Origin of the sequence: Pantoea trifolii (genome assembly GCF_024506435.1) — a bacterium.
Taxonomy (GTDB): domain Bacteria; phylum Pseudomonadota; class Gammaproteobacteria; order Enterobacterales; family Enterobacteriaceae; genus Pantoea; species Pantoea trifolii.
The window spans coordinates 905,727-926,015 of the sequence record NZ_JANIET010000001.1 but is presented as its reverse complement, the minus strand read 5'-3'; the positions used below and the strand labels follow the sequence as shown (position 1 = coordinate 926,015).

The 20,289-nt window shown below is 52.5% G+C and carries 14 protein-coding genes, 3 tRNA genes, 3 rRNA genes and 2 pseudogenes; 10 read left to right on the top strand and 12 right to left on the bottom strand.

Annotation, left to right across the window (positions count from 1 at the left end):
• Positions 1-37: 37 nt before the first annotated feature.
• Positions 38-1,531 carry an NCS1 family nucleobase:cation symporter-1 gene (locus NQH49_RS04130; protein WP_256695682.1) on the top strand — a complete coding sequence of 498 codons (1,494 nt, stop codon included), beginning with the start codon at positions 38-40 and terminating at the stop codon, positions 1,529-1,531.
• Between the two features lie 91 nt (positions 1,532-1,622).
• Here NQH49_RS04130 and NQH49_RS04125 read toward each other — a convergent pair.
• A tRNA-Asp gene (locus NQH49_RS04125) sits at positions 1,623-1,699 on the bottom strand.
• A 135-nt stretch (positions 1,700-1,834) separates the two neighbouring features.
• Positions 1,835-2,566 (bottom strand): DNA polymerase III subunit epsilon, encoded by a 732-nt coding sequence (gene dnaQ, locus NQH49_RS04120; RefSeq protein ID WP_256695681.1) that lies wholly within the window; start codon positions 2,564-2,566, stop codon positions 1,835-1,837.
• Between dnaQ and rnhA the strand changes: the two are divergent.
• Positions 2,520-3,087: pseudogene (gene rnhA / locus NQH49_RS04115) on the top strand (ribonuclease HI). The gene dnaQ and the pseudogene rnhA overlap by 47 nt on opposite strands.
• Here the strand turns inward: rnhA and NQH49_RS04110 are convergent.
• The gene (locus NQH49_RS04110) at positions 3,072-3,806 is read right to left on the bottom strand and encodes a class I SAM-dependent methyltransferase (RefSeq protein ID WP_008105214.1); all 735 of its coding nucleotides are present in this window, start codon (positions 3,804-3,806) and stop codon (positions 3,072-3,074) included. The pseudogene rnhA and the gene NQH49_RS04110 overlap by 16 nt on opposite strands.
• Before the next feature lie 40 nt (positions 3,807-3,846).
• Between NQH49_RS04110 and gloB the strand changes: the two genes are divergently transcribed.
• Both gloB and mltD read left to right on the top strand, forming a co-directional pair.
• Positions 3,847-4,602 carry a hydroxyacylglutathione hydrolase gene (gene gloB, locus NQH49_RS04105; protein WP_256695680.1) on the top strand — a complete coding sequence of 252 codons (756 nt, stop codon included), beginning with the start codon at positions 3,847-3,849 and terminating at the stop codon, positions 4,600-4,602.
• A 71-nt stretch (positions 4,603-4,673) separates the two neighbouring features.
• The gene (gene mltD, locus NQH49_RS04100; RefSeq protein ID WP_036648534.1) at positions 4,674-6,047 is read left to right on the top strand and encodes a murein transglycosylase D; all 1,374 of its coding nucleotides are present in this window, start codon (positions 4,674-4,676) and stop codon (positions 6,045-6,047) included.
• Positions 6,048-6,186: 139 nt separating this feature from the next.
• Here the strand turns inward: mltD and NQH49_RS04095 are convergent, their stop codons facing one another.
• A complete protein-coding gene (locus tag NQH49_RS04095) occupies positions 6,187-6,990 on the bottom strand; it encodes an endonuclease/exonuclease/phosphatase family protein (protein WP_008105211.1) in 804 nt (267 codons plus the stop codon).
• Between the two features lie 148 nt (positions 6,991-7,138).
• Positions 7,139-8,062, bottom strand: a pseudogene (locus NQH49_RS04090) (MFS transporter); the annotation flags it as partial.
• Positions 8,063-8,159: 97 nt separating this feature from the next.
• Here NQH49_RS04090 and yafC point away from each other — a divergent pair.
• Complete coding sequence (yafC, locus tag NQH49_RS04085; RefSeq protein WP_256695679.1) at positions 8,160-9,068, top strand: DNA-binding transcriptional regulator YafC; 909 nt, start codon at positions 8,160-8,162, stop codon at positions 9,066-9,068.
• Positions 9,069-9,083: 15 nt separating this feature from the next.
• On the opposite strand, the gene dkgB is transcribed toward yafC, so the two are convergent.
• The 7 genes from dkgB to gmhB form a co-directional block, all read right to left on the bottom strand.
• Positions 9,084-9,887: a 2,5-didehydrogluconate reductase DkgB gene (gene dkgB / locus NQH49_RS04080; protein WP_256695678.1), complete on the bottom strand. Its 804-nt coding sequence runs from the start codon at positions 9,885-9,887 to the stop codon at positions 9,084-9,086.
• Positions 9,888-10,055: 168 nt separating this feature from the next.
• Positions 10,056-10,132 (bottom strand) — tRNA-Asp (locus NQH49_RS04075).
• Between the two features lie 102 nt (positions 10,133-10,234).
• Positions 10,235-10,350 (bottom strand): 5S ribosomal RNA (rrf, locus tag NQH49_RS04070).
• A 107-nt stretch (positions 10,351-10,457) separates the two neighbouring features.
• Positions 10,458-13,363 (bottom strand): 23S ribosomal RNA (locus tag NQH49_RS04065).
• Positions 13,364-13,576: 213 nt separating this feature from the next.
• A tRNA-Glu gene (locus NQH49_RS04060) sits at positions 13,577-13,651 on the bottom strand.
• An 88-nt stretch (positions 13,652-13,739) separates the two neighbouring features.
• Positions 13,740-15,280 (bottom strand): 16S ribosomal RNA (locus tag NQH49_RS04055).
• The 16S, 23S and 5S rRNA genes sit together here with 2 tRNA genes alongside, the layout of an rRNA operon.
• Positions 15,281-15,690: 410 nt before the next feature.
• Positions 15,691-16,251, bottom strand: coding sequence for a D-glycero-beta-D-manno-heptose 1,7-bisphosphate 7-phosphatase (gene gmhB, locus NQH49_RS04050; RefSeq protein WP_008108445.1), 561 nt, complete (start codon positions 16,249-16,251; stop codon positions 15,691-15,693).
• A gap of 187 nt (positions 16,252-16,438) precedes the next feature.
• Between gmhB and metN the strand changes: the two genes are divergently transcribed.
• The 5 genes from metN to tsaA all read left to right on the top strand — a co-directional run bounded on the left by metN (position 16,439) and on the right by tsaA (position 20,203).
• The gene (metN, locus tag NQH49_RS04045; protein WP_256695677.1) at positions 16,439-17,470 is read left to right on the top strand and encodes a methionine ABC transporter ATP-binding protein MetN; all 1,032 of its coding nucleotides are present in this window, start codon (positions 16,439-16,441) and stop codon (positions 17,468-17,470) included.
• Positions 17,463-18,116: a methionine ABC transporter permease MetI gene (locus NQH49_RS04040; protein ID WP_256695676.1), complete on the top strand. Its 654-nt coding sequence runs from the start codon at positions 17,463-17,465 to the stop codon at positions 18,114-18,116. The genes metN and NQH49_RS04040 overlap by 8 nt, the downstream gene beginning before the upstream one ends.
• A 37-nt stretch (positions 18,117-18,153) precedes the next feature.
• Complete coding sequence (locus tag NQH49_RS04035; RefSeq protein WP_256695674.1) at positions 18,154-18,969, top strand: MetQ/NlpA family lipoprotein; 816 nt, start codon at positions 18,154-18,156, stop codon at positions 18,967-18,969.
• 128 nt (positions 18,970-19,097) lie between these two features.
• Positions 19,098-19,499: an envelope stress sensor lipoprotein RcsF gene (gene rcsF, locus NQH49_RS04030; protein ID WP_061718072.1), complete on the top strand. Its 402-nt coding sequence runs from the start codon at positions 19,098-19,100 to the stop codon at positions 19,497-19,499.
• Positions 19,496-20,203, top strand: coding sequence for a tRNA (N6-threonylcarbamoyladenosine(37)-N6)-methyltransferase TrmO (gene tsaA / locus NQH49_RS04025; RefSeq protein WP_256695672.1), 708 nt, complete (start codon positions 19,496-19,498; stop codon positions 20,201-20,203). Before rcsF ends, tsaA begins: the two co-directional genes overlap by 4 nt.
• The last annotated feature ends 86 nt before the right edge of the window (positions 20,204-20,289 follow it).

The window sequence follows — 20,289 nt, the reverse complement described above, 5'->3', positions numbered from 1 at the left end:
TGATTATTATTCCATGATGTAGAGAGGAGCAGGTTTCATGCCAAATCATTCTGAAGTGACCTCTGCGGTGGCCTCTGAAGCCAACGCGCAATACAGTCCACGCCTGTGTAATGAAGATCTGGCGCCGACGCGCGACCAGAACTGGTCGTGGTACAACATCTTTTCTTTCTGGATGTCGGACGTGCACAGCATGGGCGGCTATGTGGTGGCCGCCAGCTTCTTTACCCTTGGACTGGCGAGCTGGCAGGTGCTGCTGTGTTTGTTAGTGGGCATCTGCATTGTGCAGCTATGTGCCAATCTGGTGGCCAAACCGAGCCAGATGGCGGGCGTGCCCTACGCGGTAATTTCGCGCCAGGCCTTTGGTGTGTTCGGCGCGAATATCCCGGCGATTATTCGCGGGCTGATCGCTTTCGCGTGGTACGGCATCCAGACTTATCTGGCGGCCAACGCGCTGATGCTGGTGCTGCTGAAGTTCTTCCCCACCCTGAGCAGCATGACGCAAAGCAGCTGGCTCGGCTTATCACAGCTGGGCTGGTGCTGTTTCGGCGTGATGTGGTTGCTGCAGGCGATGGTGTTCTGGCACGGCATGAGCGCGATCAAACGCTTTATCGATGTCGCCGGTCCGGCGGTGTATGTGGTGATGGTGGCGCTGGCGGGCTGGATTGTATACAAAACCGGTTTTGACGGTATCTCCTTCACGCTGGCCAGCAAGCAGTTGAGCACCGGCGAGCAAACCTGGCAGATGATCACCGCCACCGCGCTGGTGGTCTCCTACTTCTCCGGTCCGCTGTTGAATTTTGGTGACTTCTCACGCTATGGCAAAAGCATGGGCGAAATTCGTCGCGGCAACCGCTGGGGCTTACCGTTCAACTTCCTGCTGTTCTCAATTGTGACCGTGGTAATCGTGTCGGGTACGCAATCACTGTTCGGCAGAATGATCACCGATCCGATTGAAACCGTCAGCATGGTGGGTAACGACGTGGCGGTGGCGATTGGCCTGCTGACCATGATTATCGCCACTATCGGCATTAACATCGTGGCGAACTTTGTCTCGCCAGCGTTCGACTTCTCTAACTGCTCACCACAGAAAATCAGCTTCCGCACTGGTGGCATGATCGCTGCGGTCGGATCGGTGTTACTAACGCCGTGGAACCTGTTCCAGTCGCCAGAACTGATTCACTACACGCTGGATGTGCTCGGCTCGTTTATTGGGCCGCTGTTCGGCATCCTGATTGCTGATTTCTATCTGATTAAACGCAGCAAAGTCTACGTTGATGATCTGTTTGATGACACGCCGAAAGGCCGTTACTGGTATCGCGGCGGCTTTAACCCGAAAGCAATTGCTGCGCTGCTGCCGTCGGTGGGCATTTGTCTGGTGATCAGCTTTATTCCTTCACTGCATGCGGTGGCGAACTTTAGCTGGTTTATCGGCGTGGCGCTGGGTGCAGGCTGCTATCGCTGGCTGGCGCGTGCTGATCGCGAAGAGTCAGTGGCGGCGTATCGCGCGACGGTGGCGGTGCAGGAGGATTAAGTTGGTAATGGTCGCCATGAATGGCGACCCTACGCCGGTTTGGAAAAAGCAAAAAGCCGATGCATTTCTGCATCGGCTTCTTTAAATAGATTGGCGGAACGGACGGGGCTCGAACCCGCGACCCCCTGCGTGACAGGCAGGTATTCTAACCAACTGAACTACCGCTCCGCGCTTTGTTCCCCGTCGAGAACGAGGCGCATATTAATTGCAGCTCTCGTACCCGTCAACGCTTTTTATGTGGGAATGTTTCGTTTGGCGTTTTTTTCAGCTTAACGTCGATTTTCCACGCAAAATCAGCCGTTTTTACACACGCCACAGGCAGCTACCGCCCTTCTTCTGCACTAAATCCAGACGACCTTCATGCGCAATAATCTCTTCATCACTGGCGCTGACCACGCGCAAACCTGAACTCGGACGCACAATGCGCTGAATATTCTCACCGCCGCCCTGATTGTTCTGCTCGCCATCGAGTGAAAAGGCCAGCGAGGTTTGACCGCCGGTCATCATCAGGAACACTTCGGCCAGAATCTCGGCATCGAGCAGTGCGCCGTGCAGCGTACGCTTGCTGTTGTCTATCTCATAACGGTTGCACAATGCATCGAGGCTGTTGCGCTTGCCGGGATACATCTTACGTGCCATCGCCAGGCTATCGGTGATCTGGCAGAAGGTGTCGGTTTTGCCGATATCCCGCTTCAGCATGCCGAATTCGTAATCCATAAAGCCGATATCGAACGATGCGTTATGGATCACCAGTTCCGCGCCACGGATGTACTCGAGAAATTCGTCGGCGATATCCGCAAACATCGGCTTATCGAGTAGGAATTCATCGGCGATACCGTGAACGCCGAACGCTTCCGGATCCACCAGCCGATCGGGCTTCAGATACATGTGGAAGTTGTTGCCGGTCAGGCGACGGTTGATCACCTCAACCGCACCAATTTCAATGATGCGATGTCCTTCATAATGCACACCGATCATGTTCATGCCGGTGGTTTCGGTATCGAGGACGATCTGGCGGTTATTTGCAGTGCTCATAGGACTCGTTTTATGTCAGACTTGGCGTTTTGTCAGAAGGAAGTCTACCAGAGATGCGCAAACAGGTAGAAATATTCACCGATGGATCTTGCCTGGGCAATCCCGGTCCCGGCGGCTACGGCGCCATTTTACGTTATGGCGCGCATGAAAAAGAGTTCAGTACGGGTTATCGCCTCACCACCAACAATCGCATGGAAATGATGGCGGCTATCGTGGCGCTTGAAGCGTTAAAACAGCCGTGTGAGGTGGTGCTTAGCACCGACAGCCAATATGTTCGTCAGGGCATCACCAGCTGGATCCACAACTGGAAGAAGCGCGGCTGGAAAACCGCCGATAAAAAACCGGTGAAAAATGTCGATCTGTGGAAACGCCTCGATGTAGCGCTCAGCAACCATGAAATTAAGTGGGAATGGGTAAAAGGTCACGCGGGGCATCCGGAGAACGAACGCTGCGACGAACTGGCGCGCAGCGCGGCGGGAAATCCTACTCAGGATGATATCGGTTATCAGGTTGAATCCTGATCCTTCACTTCACGAAACTGGCGCGTAACGTTAACCGTTTGCCGTAGCTGGCTTTGACTGAGATTCTTCTTCATTTTGGTGGGCGTTAACGGGAACGTGCGTTTACGTGCCACCACAATGTTCAAACAACCGAGCGCCGGTAAATGCGCGCTGATCACCCTGCCGCCCTGCCGATGCCACGGCACCACCTGAAAACGCGTGCGGTACACCACTTCATAATTCAGCAGGCTCAGCCAGTCGAGCAGCCGCACCTGGCTGAACATGCGTCCACTCCACGGCGCGCGCGAGTGTAACCCCGGAATGCCTTTGCTGATCCCTAATAGACTGAAAGGATTGAAGCCGCTGATGATCATCCAGCCATCATCGATCAATACCCGATCGACTTCGCGCAGCACGCGGTGCGGATCCTGACTCCACGCCAGCGTGTGCGCCAGCAAACAGGCATCAACGGATTTAGATTCAAAGGGTAATTGCGTGTTATTGGCGATAACCTGTAACTCATCGCCCTCAATGCCCACATTCACCTGATGCGATATGGCACACTGGCTGGTGTTGATTTCTGCGCTGAGGCTGCCAATTTTAAGCATATGGAAGCCATACAGCTTGCCGAGATAAGGCTGCAGTTGCTGAGTGAGCGCGTCGCGAAAATAGTCTCCCATTGGCATATCGCGCCAGGAGCGCGGTGCAGTCAGGATTTGGCGTGTTTTAGCCGGCTTCATGCTCTACCATTTTCCTTTTTCTACGACCTGAGAGGTGTTTATGAATCTTATCAGCATTCCCGCATTGCAGGATAACTACATCTGGACACTGACAGATGATGACAATAAGTGTTTGATTGTCGATCCCGGCGAAGCACAGCCCGTGCTGGATAAAATCAGGGCCAATCATTGGCAACCCGTGGCGATTTTGCTGACGCATCATCATCACGATCACGTCGGAGGCGTGGATGAACTGCTGCAGCACTATCCCGATTTGATGGTTTTCGGTCCTCAGGAAACGGCAGATAAAGGAGCAAAGCGTATTGTGGCCGAAGGCGATGAATTTGCCGTCCTTGGGCTAAATTTCCGTGTCATCGCAACACCCGGTCACACTTTAGGACATATCTCATATTTCAGCTCACCTTATCTTTTCTGTGGAGACACCATGTTTTCCGGTGGCTGCGGGCGTTTATTTGAAGGCACTGCGGAACAAATGTTCGAATCATTTCAAAAACTTAATCAACTCCCTGCAGATACGCTTGTTTGCTGTGCGCATGAGTACACTTTATCCAATATGAAGTTTGCTGCGGCTATTCTGCCCCATGACCCTAAAATTTTGGCAAGGTATCAGCAAATTAAGGACTTACGCGCAGAAAACCGCATTACTTTACCGACAAAACTGGCCTTAGAGCGGGAAATAAATTTATTTTTACGCACGCAAGATACTGATTTAAAAAAGGCTTTAGGCACTAATGTCTCATCGTCAGCGTTATGGCAAACTTTCGCTGTTCTACGCGAGAAGAAAGACCGCTTTTGATATTTGAGGTTGTGTTGTGATGGACCGTCACGTATAGTTGCTCGTCTTTTAAGCGAACTATTGACACACACATGAAGGCTAAAGCGATCTTACTCGCCTCGGTCTTGCTGGTAGGATGTCAGGCATCAAGGAATGACGCCAATATCCCCGTACAGCATGCACAGAGTCTGTCTTCAGCTGGTCAAGGTGAAAATGGAAAGTACGGAGATCGATTGTTATCGCCGCGATGGCAGGATGATGGAACAAGCCTCGCAGAAGATACTGATCTCTGGAATCACATTAGTGACGAGTTGAAGATGGGGATTCCGGAAAACAGCCGGATCCGCGAACAAAAAACAAAATTTTTAAAAAATAAGAGCTATCTCCACGATGTAACATTACGGGCAGAGCCGTACATGTACTGGATAGTCGAGCAGATACAGAAACGTAAAATGCCGATGGAACTGGTACTGCTACCCATAGTGGAGAGCGCTTTTGACCCACACGCAACATCTTCTGCGAATGCCGCCGGCATCTGGCAGATTGTTGCACAAACGGGCAAAAACTATGGTTTGAAACAGAACCAATGGTACGACGGACGCCGCGATGTGGTGGCCTCGACCAAAGTCGCGCTGGATATGATGCAGCGTCTGAACGGTATGTTTGACGGTGACTGGTTACTGACCATCGCCGCCTACAACAGCGGTGAAGGACGTGTGCTGAAGGCGATGAAACAGAATAAGGCGCGCGGTAAGCCGACTGATTTCTGGAATTTATCGCTGCCACGCGAGACTACGGTTTACGTACCTAAAATGTTGGCCTTGAGTGAGATTCTCAAGAACAACAAGCGTTACGGTATCAAATTGCCGACCCCGAATGAGAGCCGTGCATTAGCTCGAGTAGAGGTGGGACAGCAGATTGAACTGACGCAGGCCGCCGATATGGCCGGTATGTCTCTCAGCAAGCTGAAGACATTTAATGCCGGTTATAAAAACGGAGCCACAGCGCCAAATGGACCGCACTATATAATGGTGCCGAAGTCCAACGTTGCTAAGTTGCGCGATTCACTGGCTTCCGGTGATATCGCTTCCGTGCAGCCTACCGAGATGGCGAAAGTCAGCGCGGCAGGAAACAGCTACACGGTACGCAAAGGCGACACCTTGTCTGGTATTGCCAGCAAGCTTGGCGTAAGCGTCAGTGCACTGAAACAGCAGAACAATCTGCGCAGCGCTTCTGTTCGTACCGGTCAGACTCTGACCGTGAGCGGCAAAGCGAGCACGCAATTGGCTGATAACGGCAACAGCATCACCTACCGTGTACGTAAGGGTGATTCTTTTGCCAGTATTGCAAAACGTCACGGTGTGAATACCAAAGACGTTATGCGCTGGAACAGTGACGCTAAAGACATTCAGCCGGGCGACAAGCTCACGCTGTTTGTGAATAATAGCGCAACACCTGATACCTAATGCCCCGAAAAGGCTGACATTTGTCAGCCTTTTTCATTTTCTGCTTCCGCTGAATTCTGCATATCGCCTGTTCAGGCACTAACTTACCCTTAGCAGTATGAGTTCGATTGTTGCTAGATGGGAGCTAGAGCGTATTGGCTTAACGCTCGATACCGTAGAGAGAGTTGAACTCAACCAGCAGCGGATTGTGGTCTGAGGCGCGCGTCACCAGCACTGAGGCTTCACTGACCTTCATATCACGATAGAAAACGAAATCCAGTGGGCGACCGAAGGCTTTGCGACGATGGTCATCGGTGAAGTTCACTTCACGCAGTGACATCTCCCGCGCAAAGCGATACAGCGCATTCATACGCTGACGGCTCCAGGCGTTAAAATCTCCCGCCATGATCACCGGCCCGCGATGATGCTGAATCTGTTCGCCAATCGGCCCGAGCTGTTTGCTGTAGACATCGACACCCAGACTGAAATTGACTGCGTGAATGTTCACCACCATCAGCATTTCGCCCGTGGGCAACGGATATGCGGTAACCAGTGCAGATTTAGCTAAACGCAACAGCGGCTCTCGCTCGCGTAATGGACAGCAGTAAACAGGATGCGCTGAGGCCAATGTCATGACGCCTGAAGGATGTTGCGGTAAGACAAAGGCAGGGACCTGATCGGCCGCGAGATAGTTACTGGTGGCGAATTTGACCAGTTCGGGCGTAGCTTGCGCCTCCTGCAGCAGAACAAGATGGGCATCTTTGCCAAAACCTTGCAGCACCGACATCCAGTCTGCGCGCTGTTGCTTGAAGATATTCCAGACTAAGACTCGCAGTGTGGGATCGGCTGGCAAAGGTGCGCCAGGCGGTAATGCCTGCCCAAGATGCAGCATTGCCCCCGGCGGAAAGATCCGCTCTGCTGGCTGTCCTGCTACATAACGCATAGAATAAGTTTTTTTCCGCACTTTCCCGCCTGACTGGTTTACGACTCGTACTTCACCTGACTGTTATAGGGATTTTAGCGCGGGGTTTCAATTGGTGTTCTTGATTGTCGGAATTTGCCTCACAGCATACCAATGCAAAAGCCTGCCAATTGGCAGGCTTTTGCGCGTGTTATTCCATCGCTATCGCCGTTTGAGGTTTGTCGAGTTGACCACTCACTCGCACCAGCAGCAGCGCGCCGAGCACAATCACGGCGCCAACCCACGGCGTTTGCGCCAGTCCATAATGCTCGACAATATAACCACCTAAAGTGGAACTCAGAACGATACCGATATTGAAGGCTGCAGTATTGAGGCCTGATGCAACATCTCCCGCGCCTGGCGCATAGTGTTCAGCTTTCTGCACCACGTAAACCTGCAAACCCGGCGCGTTGGCAAAGGCGAAGATGCCCATCACTAATACTGTCGCCACTGACATAAAGTGCATGCTGGCGGTGAACTGGAACACCATCAGCAGAATGGCCAGCGCCATAAAGAACAGTGTCAAAGCAGGTACGCGCCACGGCGGTCGGCCAGCTTGCCGCCCCAGATATTACCAATGGCGACCGACACACCATAACCCAGCGCGGTAATCGCATAAATCAGCAGCAGACGTGGATTGATCATCACACGCGCTTGCTGGGCGAATGTTGTTGCCAGCGGCTGAGCAATATTACGCGGGATAAGCAGTTGGCTTGCCACCAGAGCAATGACACAGCCAGGAAACTTTCACGCCAGCCAAAGTGTTGCCCGATGAGCGTACCCAGCGGCACGCCAGTCACCAACAGCCAAACATGATGGCGATGGCACTCGCTGCCTTCTCTTTGCTTACGAGGTTGGTCGCTATCGTGGAATCGACGGAGAAGAACACATCGTGAGCAAGGCCGGTAATCAGTCGGGCAATGATCAGCGTTTCATAGTTTGCTGCCAGCCAGGCAACCAGGTTGCCAACGGTGAAGAGCACCATCAAACCCATTAATAATTGCTTACGCGCTAACTTACTGGTCAAAGCAGTCATCACCGGCAACGCCCAGAGCATAAATAGAGAGTGGCATGATTAACTCCCATGAAGTTTTGATGGGCGTTAGTATTGCCTCATGCTTTAATGCCAATAAGATGCAAAGTGATAATAAACTTTTGCTTTTGGAGGGATAATGAAGGCATCGTCCGATGAGCTTAAGGTGTTTATCGCTGTGGTGGAGAGCGGCAGCTTTAGTCGTGCAGCAGCACAGTTGCAGATGGCCAATTCAGCGGTAAGTCGCACGGTTAAAAAGCTGGAAAATAAGCTGGGTGTCTCGCTCTTAACGCGTACTACGCGTCAGCTAGCACTTACTCATGAAGGCGAGCACTATTTTCGCCGCGTGCAAAAGTTGATGCAGGAGATGTCGACTGCCGAGAGCGAGCTGATTGAGCGGCAGCTGGCGCCTCAGGGCGTGCTGCGCATCGATGCAGCTACGCCCGTGATTCTGCATCTGTTGCTGCCAATGATTAAACCTTTTCGTGAGCGCTATCCAGACGTCACGCTATCGCTGGTCTCTTCGGAGAGCTTTATTAATCTCATCGAACGCAAAGTCGATGTGGCGATTCGCGCCGGCAATTTGACAGATTCTACGTTGCGCGCTCGTCTGCTCTTTATTAGTTATCGCAAATTAGTGGCCACGCCGGCTTATCTGGCGAAATATGGCGTACCGCTATCTGCAGCTGATTTGGCGCTGCATGAATGCCTCGGCTTTGTTGAAACGCCACGCTTAAATCGCTGGCCTGTCACAGATGAAGGTGGCGAGCTTTATGACATCACGCCGGGTATGTCATCTAACAGCGGCGAAACGCTCAAACAGTTAGTGCTAGGCGATCAAGGTATCGCGTGTTTATCAGATTTTATGGTGGATAAAGAGATAGCGGATGGCACTTTTGTTGAACTGCTAGCTGAACATCGAGTTCCAGTCGAGATGCCCTTTAATGCGGTCTATTACAGCGACTTGGGAGTTAGTCAGCGCGTTCGGGCATTTATTGATTTTCTAAGTGAATGGGTTAAAGATCAGCCCTGGCGAGTGCAGGGCTGAAGAGGTAAGTCGCGATTAATCCCAGTTTGGTGCCAGACCTTCAGGACTTACTAAACGCTGCTGACGATCCAGCGCGGCAATATTTGCCATATCTTGATCATCTAACTGCAGATCAACTGCTGCCATGTTGCTCGCCAGGTTTTCACGTTTGGTGGATGACGGGATCACCGCGTAACCTAACGTCATCGCCCATGCCAGAACCACCTGAGCTGGAGTGGCTTTGTGCTTCTGTGCAATTGCGTTGATTACCTGATCTTTCAGCGCGTCGCCATAAGCCAGCGTCATGTAAGAAGTGATGTGAAGATCATTCTTTTGAGCAAATTCAACCACCTGCCGGTTCTGCAGGAAAGGATGCAGCTCAATCTGGTTAGTGGCAATATTTTCCGCACCAACCGCGTCAATCGCCTCTTGCATCAAGGCGATTGGGAAGTTTGAGATACCAATCTGACGCGTCAGGCCTGCTTCTTTTGCTGCCATCAATGCCAACATGCTCTCTTTCACTGATACCGCCCCTTCTGGAGAAGGCCAGTGGATCAAGGTGAGATCGACATAGTGGGTGCGCAGTTTTGCCAGGCTCTCTTCCAAGCTGGGAATCAACTTCTCAGCCGAAAGATTCTCAATCCAGATTTTGGTGGTAACGAACAAGTCGCCACGTGCTACGCCACTTTCAGTGATCGCCTGACCCACAGCTGCTTCATTTTCATAGATTTGCGCGGTATCAATTGTGCGATAGCCAAGTTCCAGAGCTGTTTTAACAGAATGGATTACAACATCGTCTTGCAGACGGAAAGTACCTAAACCAAAGGCGGGGATTGTCATGATTTCCTCATCGGATAGCGTTGTATTCGATGGGAACTATTCTGGCAGGTTTATTGTTGCTGAAAAATCCGCTTATAAGCAGAAGAATTTTGATTTTTCATCAACAATATTAGCGGAATTAAAGACATGAAAAAGCCCTGACTTTCCAGTCAGGGCTTATCAATTAAGTGGCGGAACGGACGGGGCTCGAACCCGCGACCCCCTGCGTGACAGGCAGGTATTCTAACCAACTGAACTACCGCTCCACCGATTCTGTACTGATATCAGACAATCGTTCTGATTTCAGGTGTTTCGCCCTTTCCGCGTCACCGGGAAGGTCACGACCCGATAACGGGTCTTAATTTGATGCCTGGCAGTTCCCTACTCTCGCATGGGGAGACCCCACACTACCATCGGCGCTACGGCGTTTCACTTCTGAGTTCGACATGGGGTCAGGTGGGACCACCGCGCTAAAGCCGCCAGGCAAATTCTTTGTGCAAAAACGAATGACATCCGCTTCCGCTAAATCTTTAATCCGTAAAACAAGCTGAAAATCTTCGGTCTCTCAGACCAAAACGCCTCTGGCGTTGTAAGGTTAAGCCTCACGGGTCATTAGTACCGGTTAGCTCAACGCATCGCTGCGCTTACACATCCGGCCTATCAACGTCGTAGTCTTCAACGTCCCTTCAGGACTCTCAAGGAGTCAGGGAGAACTCATCTCGGGGCAAGTTTCGTGCTTAGATGCTTTCAGCACTTATCTTTTCCGCACTTAGCTACCGGGCAGTGCCATTGGCATGACAACCCGAACACCAGTGGTGCGTTCACTCCGGTCCTCTCGTACTAGGAGCAACCCCCCTCAATTCTCCAGCGCCCACGGCAGATAGGGACCGAACTGTCTCACGACGTTCTAAACCCAGCTCGCGTACCACTTTAAACGGCGAACAGCCGTACCCTTGGGACCTACTTCAGCCCCAGGATGTGATGAGCCGACATCGAGGTGCCAAACACCGCCGTCGATATGAACTCTTGGGCGGTATCAGCCTGTTATCCCCGGAGTACCTTTTATCCGTTGAGCGATGGCCCTTCCATTCAGAACCACCGGATCACTATGACCTGCTTTCGCACCTGCTCGAGCCGTCACTCTCGCAGTCAAGCTGGCTTATGCCATTGCACTAACCTCCTGATGTCCGACCAGGATTAGCCAACCTTCGTGCTCCTCCGTTACTCTTTGGGAGGAGACCGCCCCAGTCAAACTACCCACCAGACACTGTCCGCAGCCCGGATCACGGGCCTACGTTAGAACATCAAACATTAAAGGGTGGTATTTCAAGGTTGGCTCCACGCAGACTGGCGTCCACGCTTCAAAGCCTCCCACCTATCCTACACATCAAGGCTCAATGTTCAGTGTCAAGCTATAGTAAAGGTTCACGGGGTCTTTCCGTCTTGCCGCGGGTACACTGCATCTTCACAGCGATTTCAATTTCACTGAGTCTCGGGTGGAGACAGCCTGGCCATCATTACGCCATTCGTGCAGGTCGGAACTTACCCGACAAGGAATTTCGCTACCTTAGGACCGTTATAGTTACGGCCGCCGTTTACCGGGGCTTCGATCAAGAGCTTCTCCTTGCGGATAACCCCATCAATTAACCTTCCGGCACCGGGCAGGCGTCACACCGTATACGTCCACTTTCGTGTTTGCACAGTGCTGTGTTTTTAATAAACAGTTGCAGCCAGCTGGTATCTTCGACTGGCTTCAGCTCCGGGAGCAAGTCCCTTCACCTACGCGCCAGCGTGCCTTCTCCCGAAGTTACGGCACCATTTTGCCTAGTTCCTTCACCCGAGTTCTCTCAAGCGCCTTGGTATTCTCTACCTGACCACCTGTGTCGGTTTGGGGTACGATTTCGTGTTACCTGGAGCTTAGAGGCTTTTCCTGGAAGCAGGGCATCAGTTACTTCACCACCGTAGTGGCTCGTCGTCACGCCTCAGCCTTAAGATATCCCGGATTTACCAAAGATATCAGCCTACACGCTTAAACCGGGACAACCGTCGCCCGGATAACCTAGCCTTCTCCGTCCCCCCTTCGCAGTAACACCAAGTGCAGGAATATTAACCTGCTTCCCATCGACTACGCTTTTCAGCCTCGCCTTAGGGGTCGACTCACCCTGCTCCGATTAACGTTGAACAGGAACCCTTGGTCTTCCGGCGAGCGGGCTTTTCACCCGCTTTATCGTTACTTATGTCAGCATTCGCACTTCTGATACCTCCAGCAACCCTCACAGGCCACCTTCAACGGCTTACAGAACGCTCCCCTACCCAACAACACATAGTGTCGCTGCCGCAGCTTCGGTGCATGGTTTAGCCCCGTTACATCTTCCGCGCAGGCCGACTCGACCAGTGAGCTATTACGCTTTCTTTAAATGATGGCTGCTTCTAAGCCAACATCCTGGCTGTCTGTGCCTTCCCACATCGTTTCCCACTTAACCATGACTTTGGGACCTTAGCTGGCGGTCTGGGTTGTTTCCCTCTTCACGACGGACGTTAGCACCCGCCGTGTGTCTCCCGTGATAACATTCTTCGGTATTCGCAGTTTGCATCGGGTTGGTAAGCCGGGATGGCCCCCTAGCCGAAACAGTGCTCTACCCCCGAAGATGAGTTCACGAGGCGCTACCTAAATAGCTTTCGGGGAGAACCAGCTATCTCCCGGTTTGATTGGCCTTTCACCCCCAGCCACAAGTCATCCGCTAATTTTTCAACATTAGTCGGTTCGGTCCTCCAGTTAGTGTTACCCAACCTTCAACCTGCCCATGGCTAGATCACCGGGTTTCGGGTCTATACCCTGCAACTTAACGCCCAGTTAAGACTCGGTTTCCCTGCGGCTCCCCTATACGGTTAACCTTGCTACAGAATATAAGTCGCTGACCCATTATACAAAAGGTACGCAGTCACCCCATAAATGAGGCTCCCACTGCTTGTACGTACACGGTTTCAGGTTCTGTTTCACTCCCCTCGCCGGGGTTCTTTTCGCCTTTCCCTCACGGTACTGGTTCACTATCGGTCAGTCAGGAGTATTTAGCCTTGGAGGATGGTCCCCCCATATTCAGACAGGATACCACGTGTCCCGCCCTACTCTTCGAACTCACAGTATGTGCACTTTCGTGTACGGGGCTATCACCCGGTATCGCGCGACTTTCCAGACGCTTCCACTAATGCACAAACTGATTCAGGTTCTGGGCTGTTCCCCGTTCGCTCGCCGCTACTGGGGGAATCTCGGTTGATTTCTTTTCCTCTGGGTACTTAGATGTTTCAGTTCCCCAGGTTCGCCTCGCAACACTATGTATTCATGTTGCGATGATGCACTGAGTGCACCGGGTTTCCCCATTCGGACATCGTCGGCTGTAGCGGTTCATATCACCTTACCGACGCTTTACGCAGATTAGCACGTCCTTCATCGCCTCTGACTGCCAGGGCATCCACCGTGTACGCTTAGTCGCTTAACCTCACAACCCACAGGCGTTTTGCAACGCTGCGGACTGCAGGCATTGAGAGACTCGAACATGTTGTTATTCATTTCTTATTACGGAGAAATGAACCAACACGTCGTTTCAATTTTCAGCTTGTTCCGGATTGTTAAAGAGCAATATCTCAAACATGACGGTTAAGTCAGTTTTGAGATACTTCGTGGAGACACCTTTCACCTGTCACCAAGCAAGTGGCGTCCCCTAGGGGATTCGAACCCCTGTTGCCGCCGTGAAAGGGCGGAGTCCTAACCGCTAGACGAAGGGGACACGATAGTGTCACGACTTCGCAGCCGTCTTGCTCATTACTTTTTATCAGACAATCTGTGTGAGCACTGCGCGGGAAGGTATCTTCAGGTAAGGAGGTGATCCAACCGCAGGTTCCCCTACGGTTACCTTGTTACGACTTCACCCCAGTCATGAATCACAAAGTGGTAAGCGCCCTCCCGAAGGTTAAGCTACCTACTTCTTTTGCAACCCACTCCCATGGTGTGACGGGCGGTGTGTACAAGGCCCGGGAACGTATTCACCGTAGCATTCTGATCTACGATTACTAGCGATTCCGACTTCACGGAGTCGAGTTGCAGACTCCGATCCGGACTACGACGCACTTTATGAGGTCCGCTTGCTCTCACGAGGTCGCTTCTCTTTGTATGCGCCATTGTAGCACGTGTGTAGCCCTACTCGTAAGGGCCATGATGACTTGACGTCATCCCCACCTTCCTCCAGTTTATCACTGGCAGTCTCCTTTGAGTTCCCGGCATAACCCGCTGGCAACAAAGGATAAGGGTTGCGCTCGTTGCGGGACTTAACCCAACATTTCACAACACGAGCTGACGACAGCCATGCAGCACCTGTCTCAGAGTTCCCGAAGGCACCAAAGCATCTCTGCTAAGTTCTCTGGATGTCAAGAGTAGGTAAGGTTCTTCGCGTTGCATCGAATTAAACCACATGCTCCACCGCTTGTGCGGGCCCCCGTCAATTCATTTGAGTTTTAACCTTGCGGCCGTACTCCCCAGGCGGTCGACTTAACGCGTTAGCTCCGGAAGCCACTCCTCAAGGGAACAACCTCCAAGTCGACATCGTTTACGGCGTGGACTACCAGGGTATCTAATCCTGTTTGCTCCCCACGCTTTCGCACCTGAGCGTCAGTCTTTGTCCAGGGGGCCGCCTTCGCCACCGGTATTCCTCCAGATCTCTACGCATTTCACCGCTACACCTGGAATTCTACCCCCCTCTACAAGACTCTAGCCTGCCAGTTTCGAATGCAGTTCCCAGGTTAAGCCCGGGGATTTCACATCCGACTTGACAGACCGCCTGCGTGCGCTTTACGCCCAGTAATTCCGATTAACGCTTGCACCCTCCGTATTACCGCGGCTGCTGGCACGGAGTTAGCCGGTGCTTCTTCTGCGGGTAACGTCAATCGGTGAAGCTATTAACTCCACCGCCTTCCTCCCCGCTGAAAGTACTTTACAACCCGAAGGCCTTCTTCATACACGCGGCATGGCTGCATCAGGCTTGCGCCCATTGTGCAATATTCCCCACTGCTGCCTCCCGTAGGAGTCTGGACCGTGTCTCAGTTCCAGTGTGGCTGGTCATCCTCTCAGACCAGCTAGGGATCGTCGCCTAGGTGAGCCATTACCCCACCTACTAGCTAATCCCATCTGGGCACATCCGATGGTGTGAGGCCCGAAGGTCCCCCACTTTGGTCTTGCGACGTTATGCGGTATTAGCTACCGTTTCCAGTAGTTATCCCCCTCCATCGGGCAGTTTCCCAGACATTACTCACCCGTCCGCCACTCGTCACCCGAGAGCAAGCTCTCTGTGCTACCGTTCGACTTGCATGTGTTAGGCCTGCCGCCAGCGTTCAATCTGAGCCATGATCAAACTCTTCAATTTAAGTTTGATTTGCTGAAACAAGTTCAGCGGTGCTCATCTGTAAAACGTCATAATGAATTTCATTATGTGTTCACTCGTGAGGCTTTGATATTTTGTTGCGTCCTAAGACGCTGATATCAATCCTGCGAGTGCCCACACAGATTGTCTGATAAATTGTTAAAGAGCGTTGCGAGCAGCGGCTGAACCGTCTGTCGCGAGGTGGCGTATACTACGCGACTCTCCTTCGGAGTCAAACACTTTTTTTCAGCGTTTTCATCCGGCGGGATGAATTTCTTCACTCCCTGCTGAGGCGTCTGCGTTGCCGCTTTGCCGTCTCAGTGGTGGCGCATTATAGGGAGTTATTCGGAGCTGACAAGTGCAAATTTCAAGTTTTTTGCTGTTCGCTTGAAATTTGCGCAAAAGGCCCGTTTTTAGGCCTTTTTAATGCGTGCAGGCAGCTCTGCCAGACTATTAATCACCCAATCCGCTGCCGCTTCACCTTCCGGCGTTACCGGCTTGCCGCTACGTACCAGCACTTTCGTGCCCACACCCGCTGCTAACGCCGCCTGCATATCTTCTATTTTGTCACCTACCATATAAGAAGAAGCCATATCGATATCCAGATGCTGCTGCGCGGAGAGCAACATGCCCGGCTGCGGCTTACGACAATCACACTGCTGGCGATATGCTTCTACTGTGGCATCAGGCAGATGCGGACAGAAATAGATGCCATCCAGATCAACATCGCGATCGGCCAGCGACCAATCCATCCATTCGGTGAGCTGCATAAACTGATCTTCGGTAAACATGCCACGCGCAATGCCCGACTGGTTCGTCACCAGTACCAGCGCATAGCCCATCTTTTTCAGCGCCTGCAGCGCTTCGATGGTGCCATCGATGAATTCGAAATTATCGATTTCATGAACATAGCCGTGATCGACATTCAATGTGCCATCACGATCAAGAAAAATAGCCGGGACTTTGTTCGCCACGTAGAAACTCCTGCTGAAAATGTGTCGCTAAGTATCGCATGATTGCGTATAGCGAGAGAATGGCAGTTTGAATGACTTCCATTGATTTAGCCGTCTGGATGCCTTAACATCCATCCAAATTTCGCACAGCCCTGCTGAGTGAAGCCCGATACACCACGGACTATGCAACACGATAATAAATAAACTAATGATTAAACTCGAAAATATCACCAAAGTGTTCCAGCAAGGCTCACGCACCATTCAGGCGCTGTCCAACGTCAGCCTGCACGTGCCTGCTGGTCAGATCTATGGCGTCATCGGTTCATCCGGTGCCGGTAAAAGTACACTGATTCGCTGCGTCAATCTGCTGGAGCGCCCAACCTCCGGACGCATACTGGTTGATGGCAAGGAATTAACCACGCTTTCCTCTGGTCAATTGACGCTGGCACGCCGCCAGATTGGCATGATTTTCCAGCACTTTAATCTGATGAACTCCCGCACCGTCTCCGGCAACGTGGCGCTGCCCTTAGAGTTAGGCAATCTTTCACGCGAACAGATAAAGAAGCGCGTTAGCGAATTGCTGGATCTGGTGGGATTATCTGATAAGCATGATAGCTGGCCAGCGAATCTTTCTGGCGGACAAAAGCAGCGTGTTGCGATTGCCCGCGCACTGGCAAGCAATCCAAAAGTGCTGCTGTGTGATGAAGCCACCAGCGCACTGGATCCTGCCACCACGCGTTCGATTCTGGAACTGCTGAAAGACATTAACCGCCGTCTCGGCATTACCATTCTATTGATCACGCATGAAATGGATGTGGTGAAACGCATCTGCGATCAGGTTGCGGTCATCAGCAACGGTGAGTTAATAGAGAAAGACAGCGTGAGCGAAGTGTTCTCGCATCCGAAAACGCCGCTGGCGCAGCAGTTCATTCAATCGACATTGCATCTGGATATCCCCGACGATTACCAGCAACGCATGGCGCCACAGCCAACAGCCGAAAGTGTGCCGCTGCTGCGTCTGGAGTTCACCGGCAAATCGGTTGATGCTCCGCTGCTGTCTGAAGCGGCCCGTCGCTTCAACGTCAATAACAACATTATCAGTGCGCAGATGGATTACGCCGGTGGCGTGAAGTTCGGCATCATGCTGGCTGAGATGGATGGCAGCGAAACAGATACACAAGCCGCGATTGCCTGGCTGAAAGAAAATCATGTGAAAGTAGAGGTGTTGGGTTATGTCTGAAGCGATGATGTGGTTACTGACGCGCGGCGTCTGGGAAACGCTGATGATGACCTTTGTCTCTGGTTTCTTTGGTTTTGTCCTCGGTCTTCCGGTGGGCGTGCTGCTGTATGTGACGCGTCCCGGCCAGATTCTGGCCAACAACGTGCTTTATCGCGTGCTGTCGGCGCTGGTGAATATCTTCCGATCAATTCCGTTCATTATCCTGCTGGTGTGGATGATTCCGTTCACCCGCGCCATCGTCGGCACTTCGATTGGCCTGCAAGCTGCTATCGTGCCGTTGACCGTGGGTGCCGCGCCGTTTATTGCACGTATGGTGGAAAACGCCCTGCTGGAGCTGCCAACCGGTTTGATCGAAGCATCACGCGCCATGGGCGCCACGCCGCTGCAGATCGTGCGCAAAGTCCTGCTGCCGGAAGCGCTGCCAGGTCTGGTGAATGCCGCTACAATTACCCTGATTACCCTGGTTGGCTACTCCGCAATGGGCGGAGCGGTTGGCGCTGGCGGTTTGGGTCAGATTGGCTACCAATACGGTTACATCGGCTATAACGCGACTGTAATGAACACCGTGCTGGTTCTGCTGGTTGTGCTGGTCTATTTAATCCAATTCTGTGGCGACCGCATCGTACGTGCTGTGTCCCATAAGTAAGCAAGCAACATCAATAGTCCTCTATTAAGGAAGGGATATGTCTTTTACATTTAAAAAGATTGCCGCTGTGGGTGCTCTGATTGGCGCAATTGCGCTGGCAGGATGCGATCAGAAAGCAAAAGATCCAAACCACATTAAAGTGGGTGTGATTGTCGGCGCTGAGCAGCAGGTTGCTGAAACCGCGGTGAAAGTGGCGAAAGAGAAATATGGTCTCGACGTTGAGCTGGTGACCTTTAACGATTACGTGTTGCCAAACGAAGCGCTGAGCAAAAGTGATATCGACGCTAACGCCTTCCAGCACAAACCGTATCTGGATCAGCAGATCAAAGATCGTGGCTACAAGCTGACTGCGGTGGCGAACACCTTCGTTTACCCAATCGCGGGCTACTCGAAGAAAATCAAATCACTGGATGATCTGCAGGACGGTTCACAGATCGCCATCCCCAACGATCCAACCAACCTGGGACGTTCTCTGCTGCTGCTGCAGAAAGTGGGCCTGATCAAACTGAAAGATGGCGTTGGTCTGCTGCCAACTTCACTGGATATCACTGAGAACCCGAAAAAACTGAAGATTGTTGAGCTGGAAGCGCCGCAGCTGCCACGTTCACTTGACGATCAGCAGATCGCTCTGGCGGTGATCAACACCACTTACGCTAGCCAGATTGGTCTGACGCCAGCGAAAGATGGCATCTTCGTGGAAGACAAAGATTCACCTTACGTGAACCTGATCGTGACCCGTGAAGACAACAAAGACGCTGAGAACGTGAAGAAGTTTGTTGAGGCTTACCAGTCAGACGAAGTGTCTGAAGCGGCCAACAAGATCTTCAACGGCGGCGCAGTGAAAGGCTGGTAATTTTCACCTTTCATGCCTTACAGGGCGGCTTCGGCCGCCCTTTCTTTTGCCATAAATTGCACCTGACTTGTTATTTATTGTCGTCCTTGTTTCAATAACGCCACTTTTTATTACTTGAGGATGTTGCCATGCGTTTTTTACCGCTCTGCTTGTTGGCATTGATGCTAACCGGGTGTGTGCGTGAATATCACCCGATAAGCAGTGCTCCTTCTCGCCCGCAACAGGCATCCAGCGAGCCAGAACGCAAACCGACTCCACGTCCTGCGCCGGTGAAGATCTACACCGATGCGGCCGATCTGGTCAGCAACCCGTTCCGCGATTTGGGCGAAGTGTCCGCTGAAGATTGCCAGAGCAGCAGCCAGGATTCGCCACCTAACATCAACACCGCGCGCAAGCGCCTGCAGATCCGAGCGGCCGGCATGAAAGCCAACGCCGTCCTGCTGCATAAGTGCGAAATTGTCACCAGCACGCCGGGATGCTATCGCCAGGCCATTTGCCAGGGCTCTGCACTGAAAGTCTCGAATCAATGAGTGAGTTTGCCTTCGCGCAAATCGGCGTAATTCGTTCGCCGTGGAAAGAGAAGTTTGCCGTCCCGCGCCAGCCCGGTCTGGTGCAGGATGGCGGCGGCGAGCTGCATCTGCTGCCGCCTTATAATCAGCCGGAAGCGGTGCGCGGGCTCGAAGAATTCAGTCATTTGTGGGTGCTGTTTGTGTTTCACCAAACCCTGGAAGGTGGCTGGCGTCCGACCGTACGCCCACCGCGCCTCGGCGGCAATACGCGTATGGGCGTGTTTGCCACTCGATCAACCTTTCGCCCTAATCCTGTCGGCATGTCGCTGGTTGAGTTAAAAGGCATTCGCTGCGAGAAGCAGCAGGTGATCTTGCAGCTCGGCAGCCTCGATTTAGTCGATGGCACGCCGGTGGTGGATATCAAACCTTATCTGCCATTTGCCGAAGCGCTGCCAGACGCGCGCGCCGGGTTTGCGCAGGCGGCGCCTGATGCCAGCATGCCGGTACGCTTTTCGCTGCTGGCGCAGAGCCAGCTCCAACAGCAGCAGAAAACCTACCCGCAGTTAGCGCGTTTCATCAGTGAGGTGCTAGCGCAGGATCCGCGTCCGGCTTACCGTAAAGGTGAGACCGAAGATCGTGAATATGCCGCCTGGCTACTCGACTTTAACGTGCGCTGGCGCATTGATGCGGCAGGAACCGAGGTGATCGCCCTCGATCCCCGTTAAAACGCGCTTTTGAGTGATTGTTCTCACTGGTACACTAGCCGCCAGAAAAATTTTGTCAGTCTCCTTCCGTATAACTGGAATCGTAA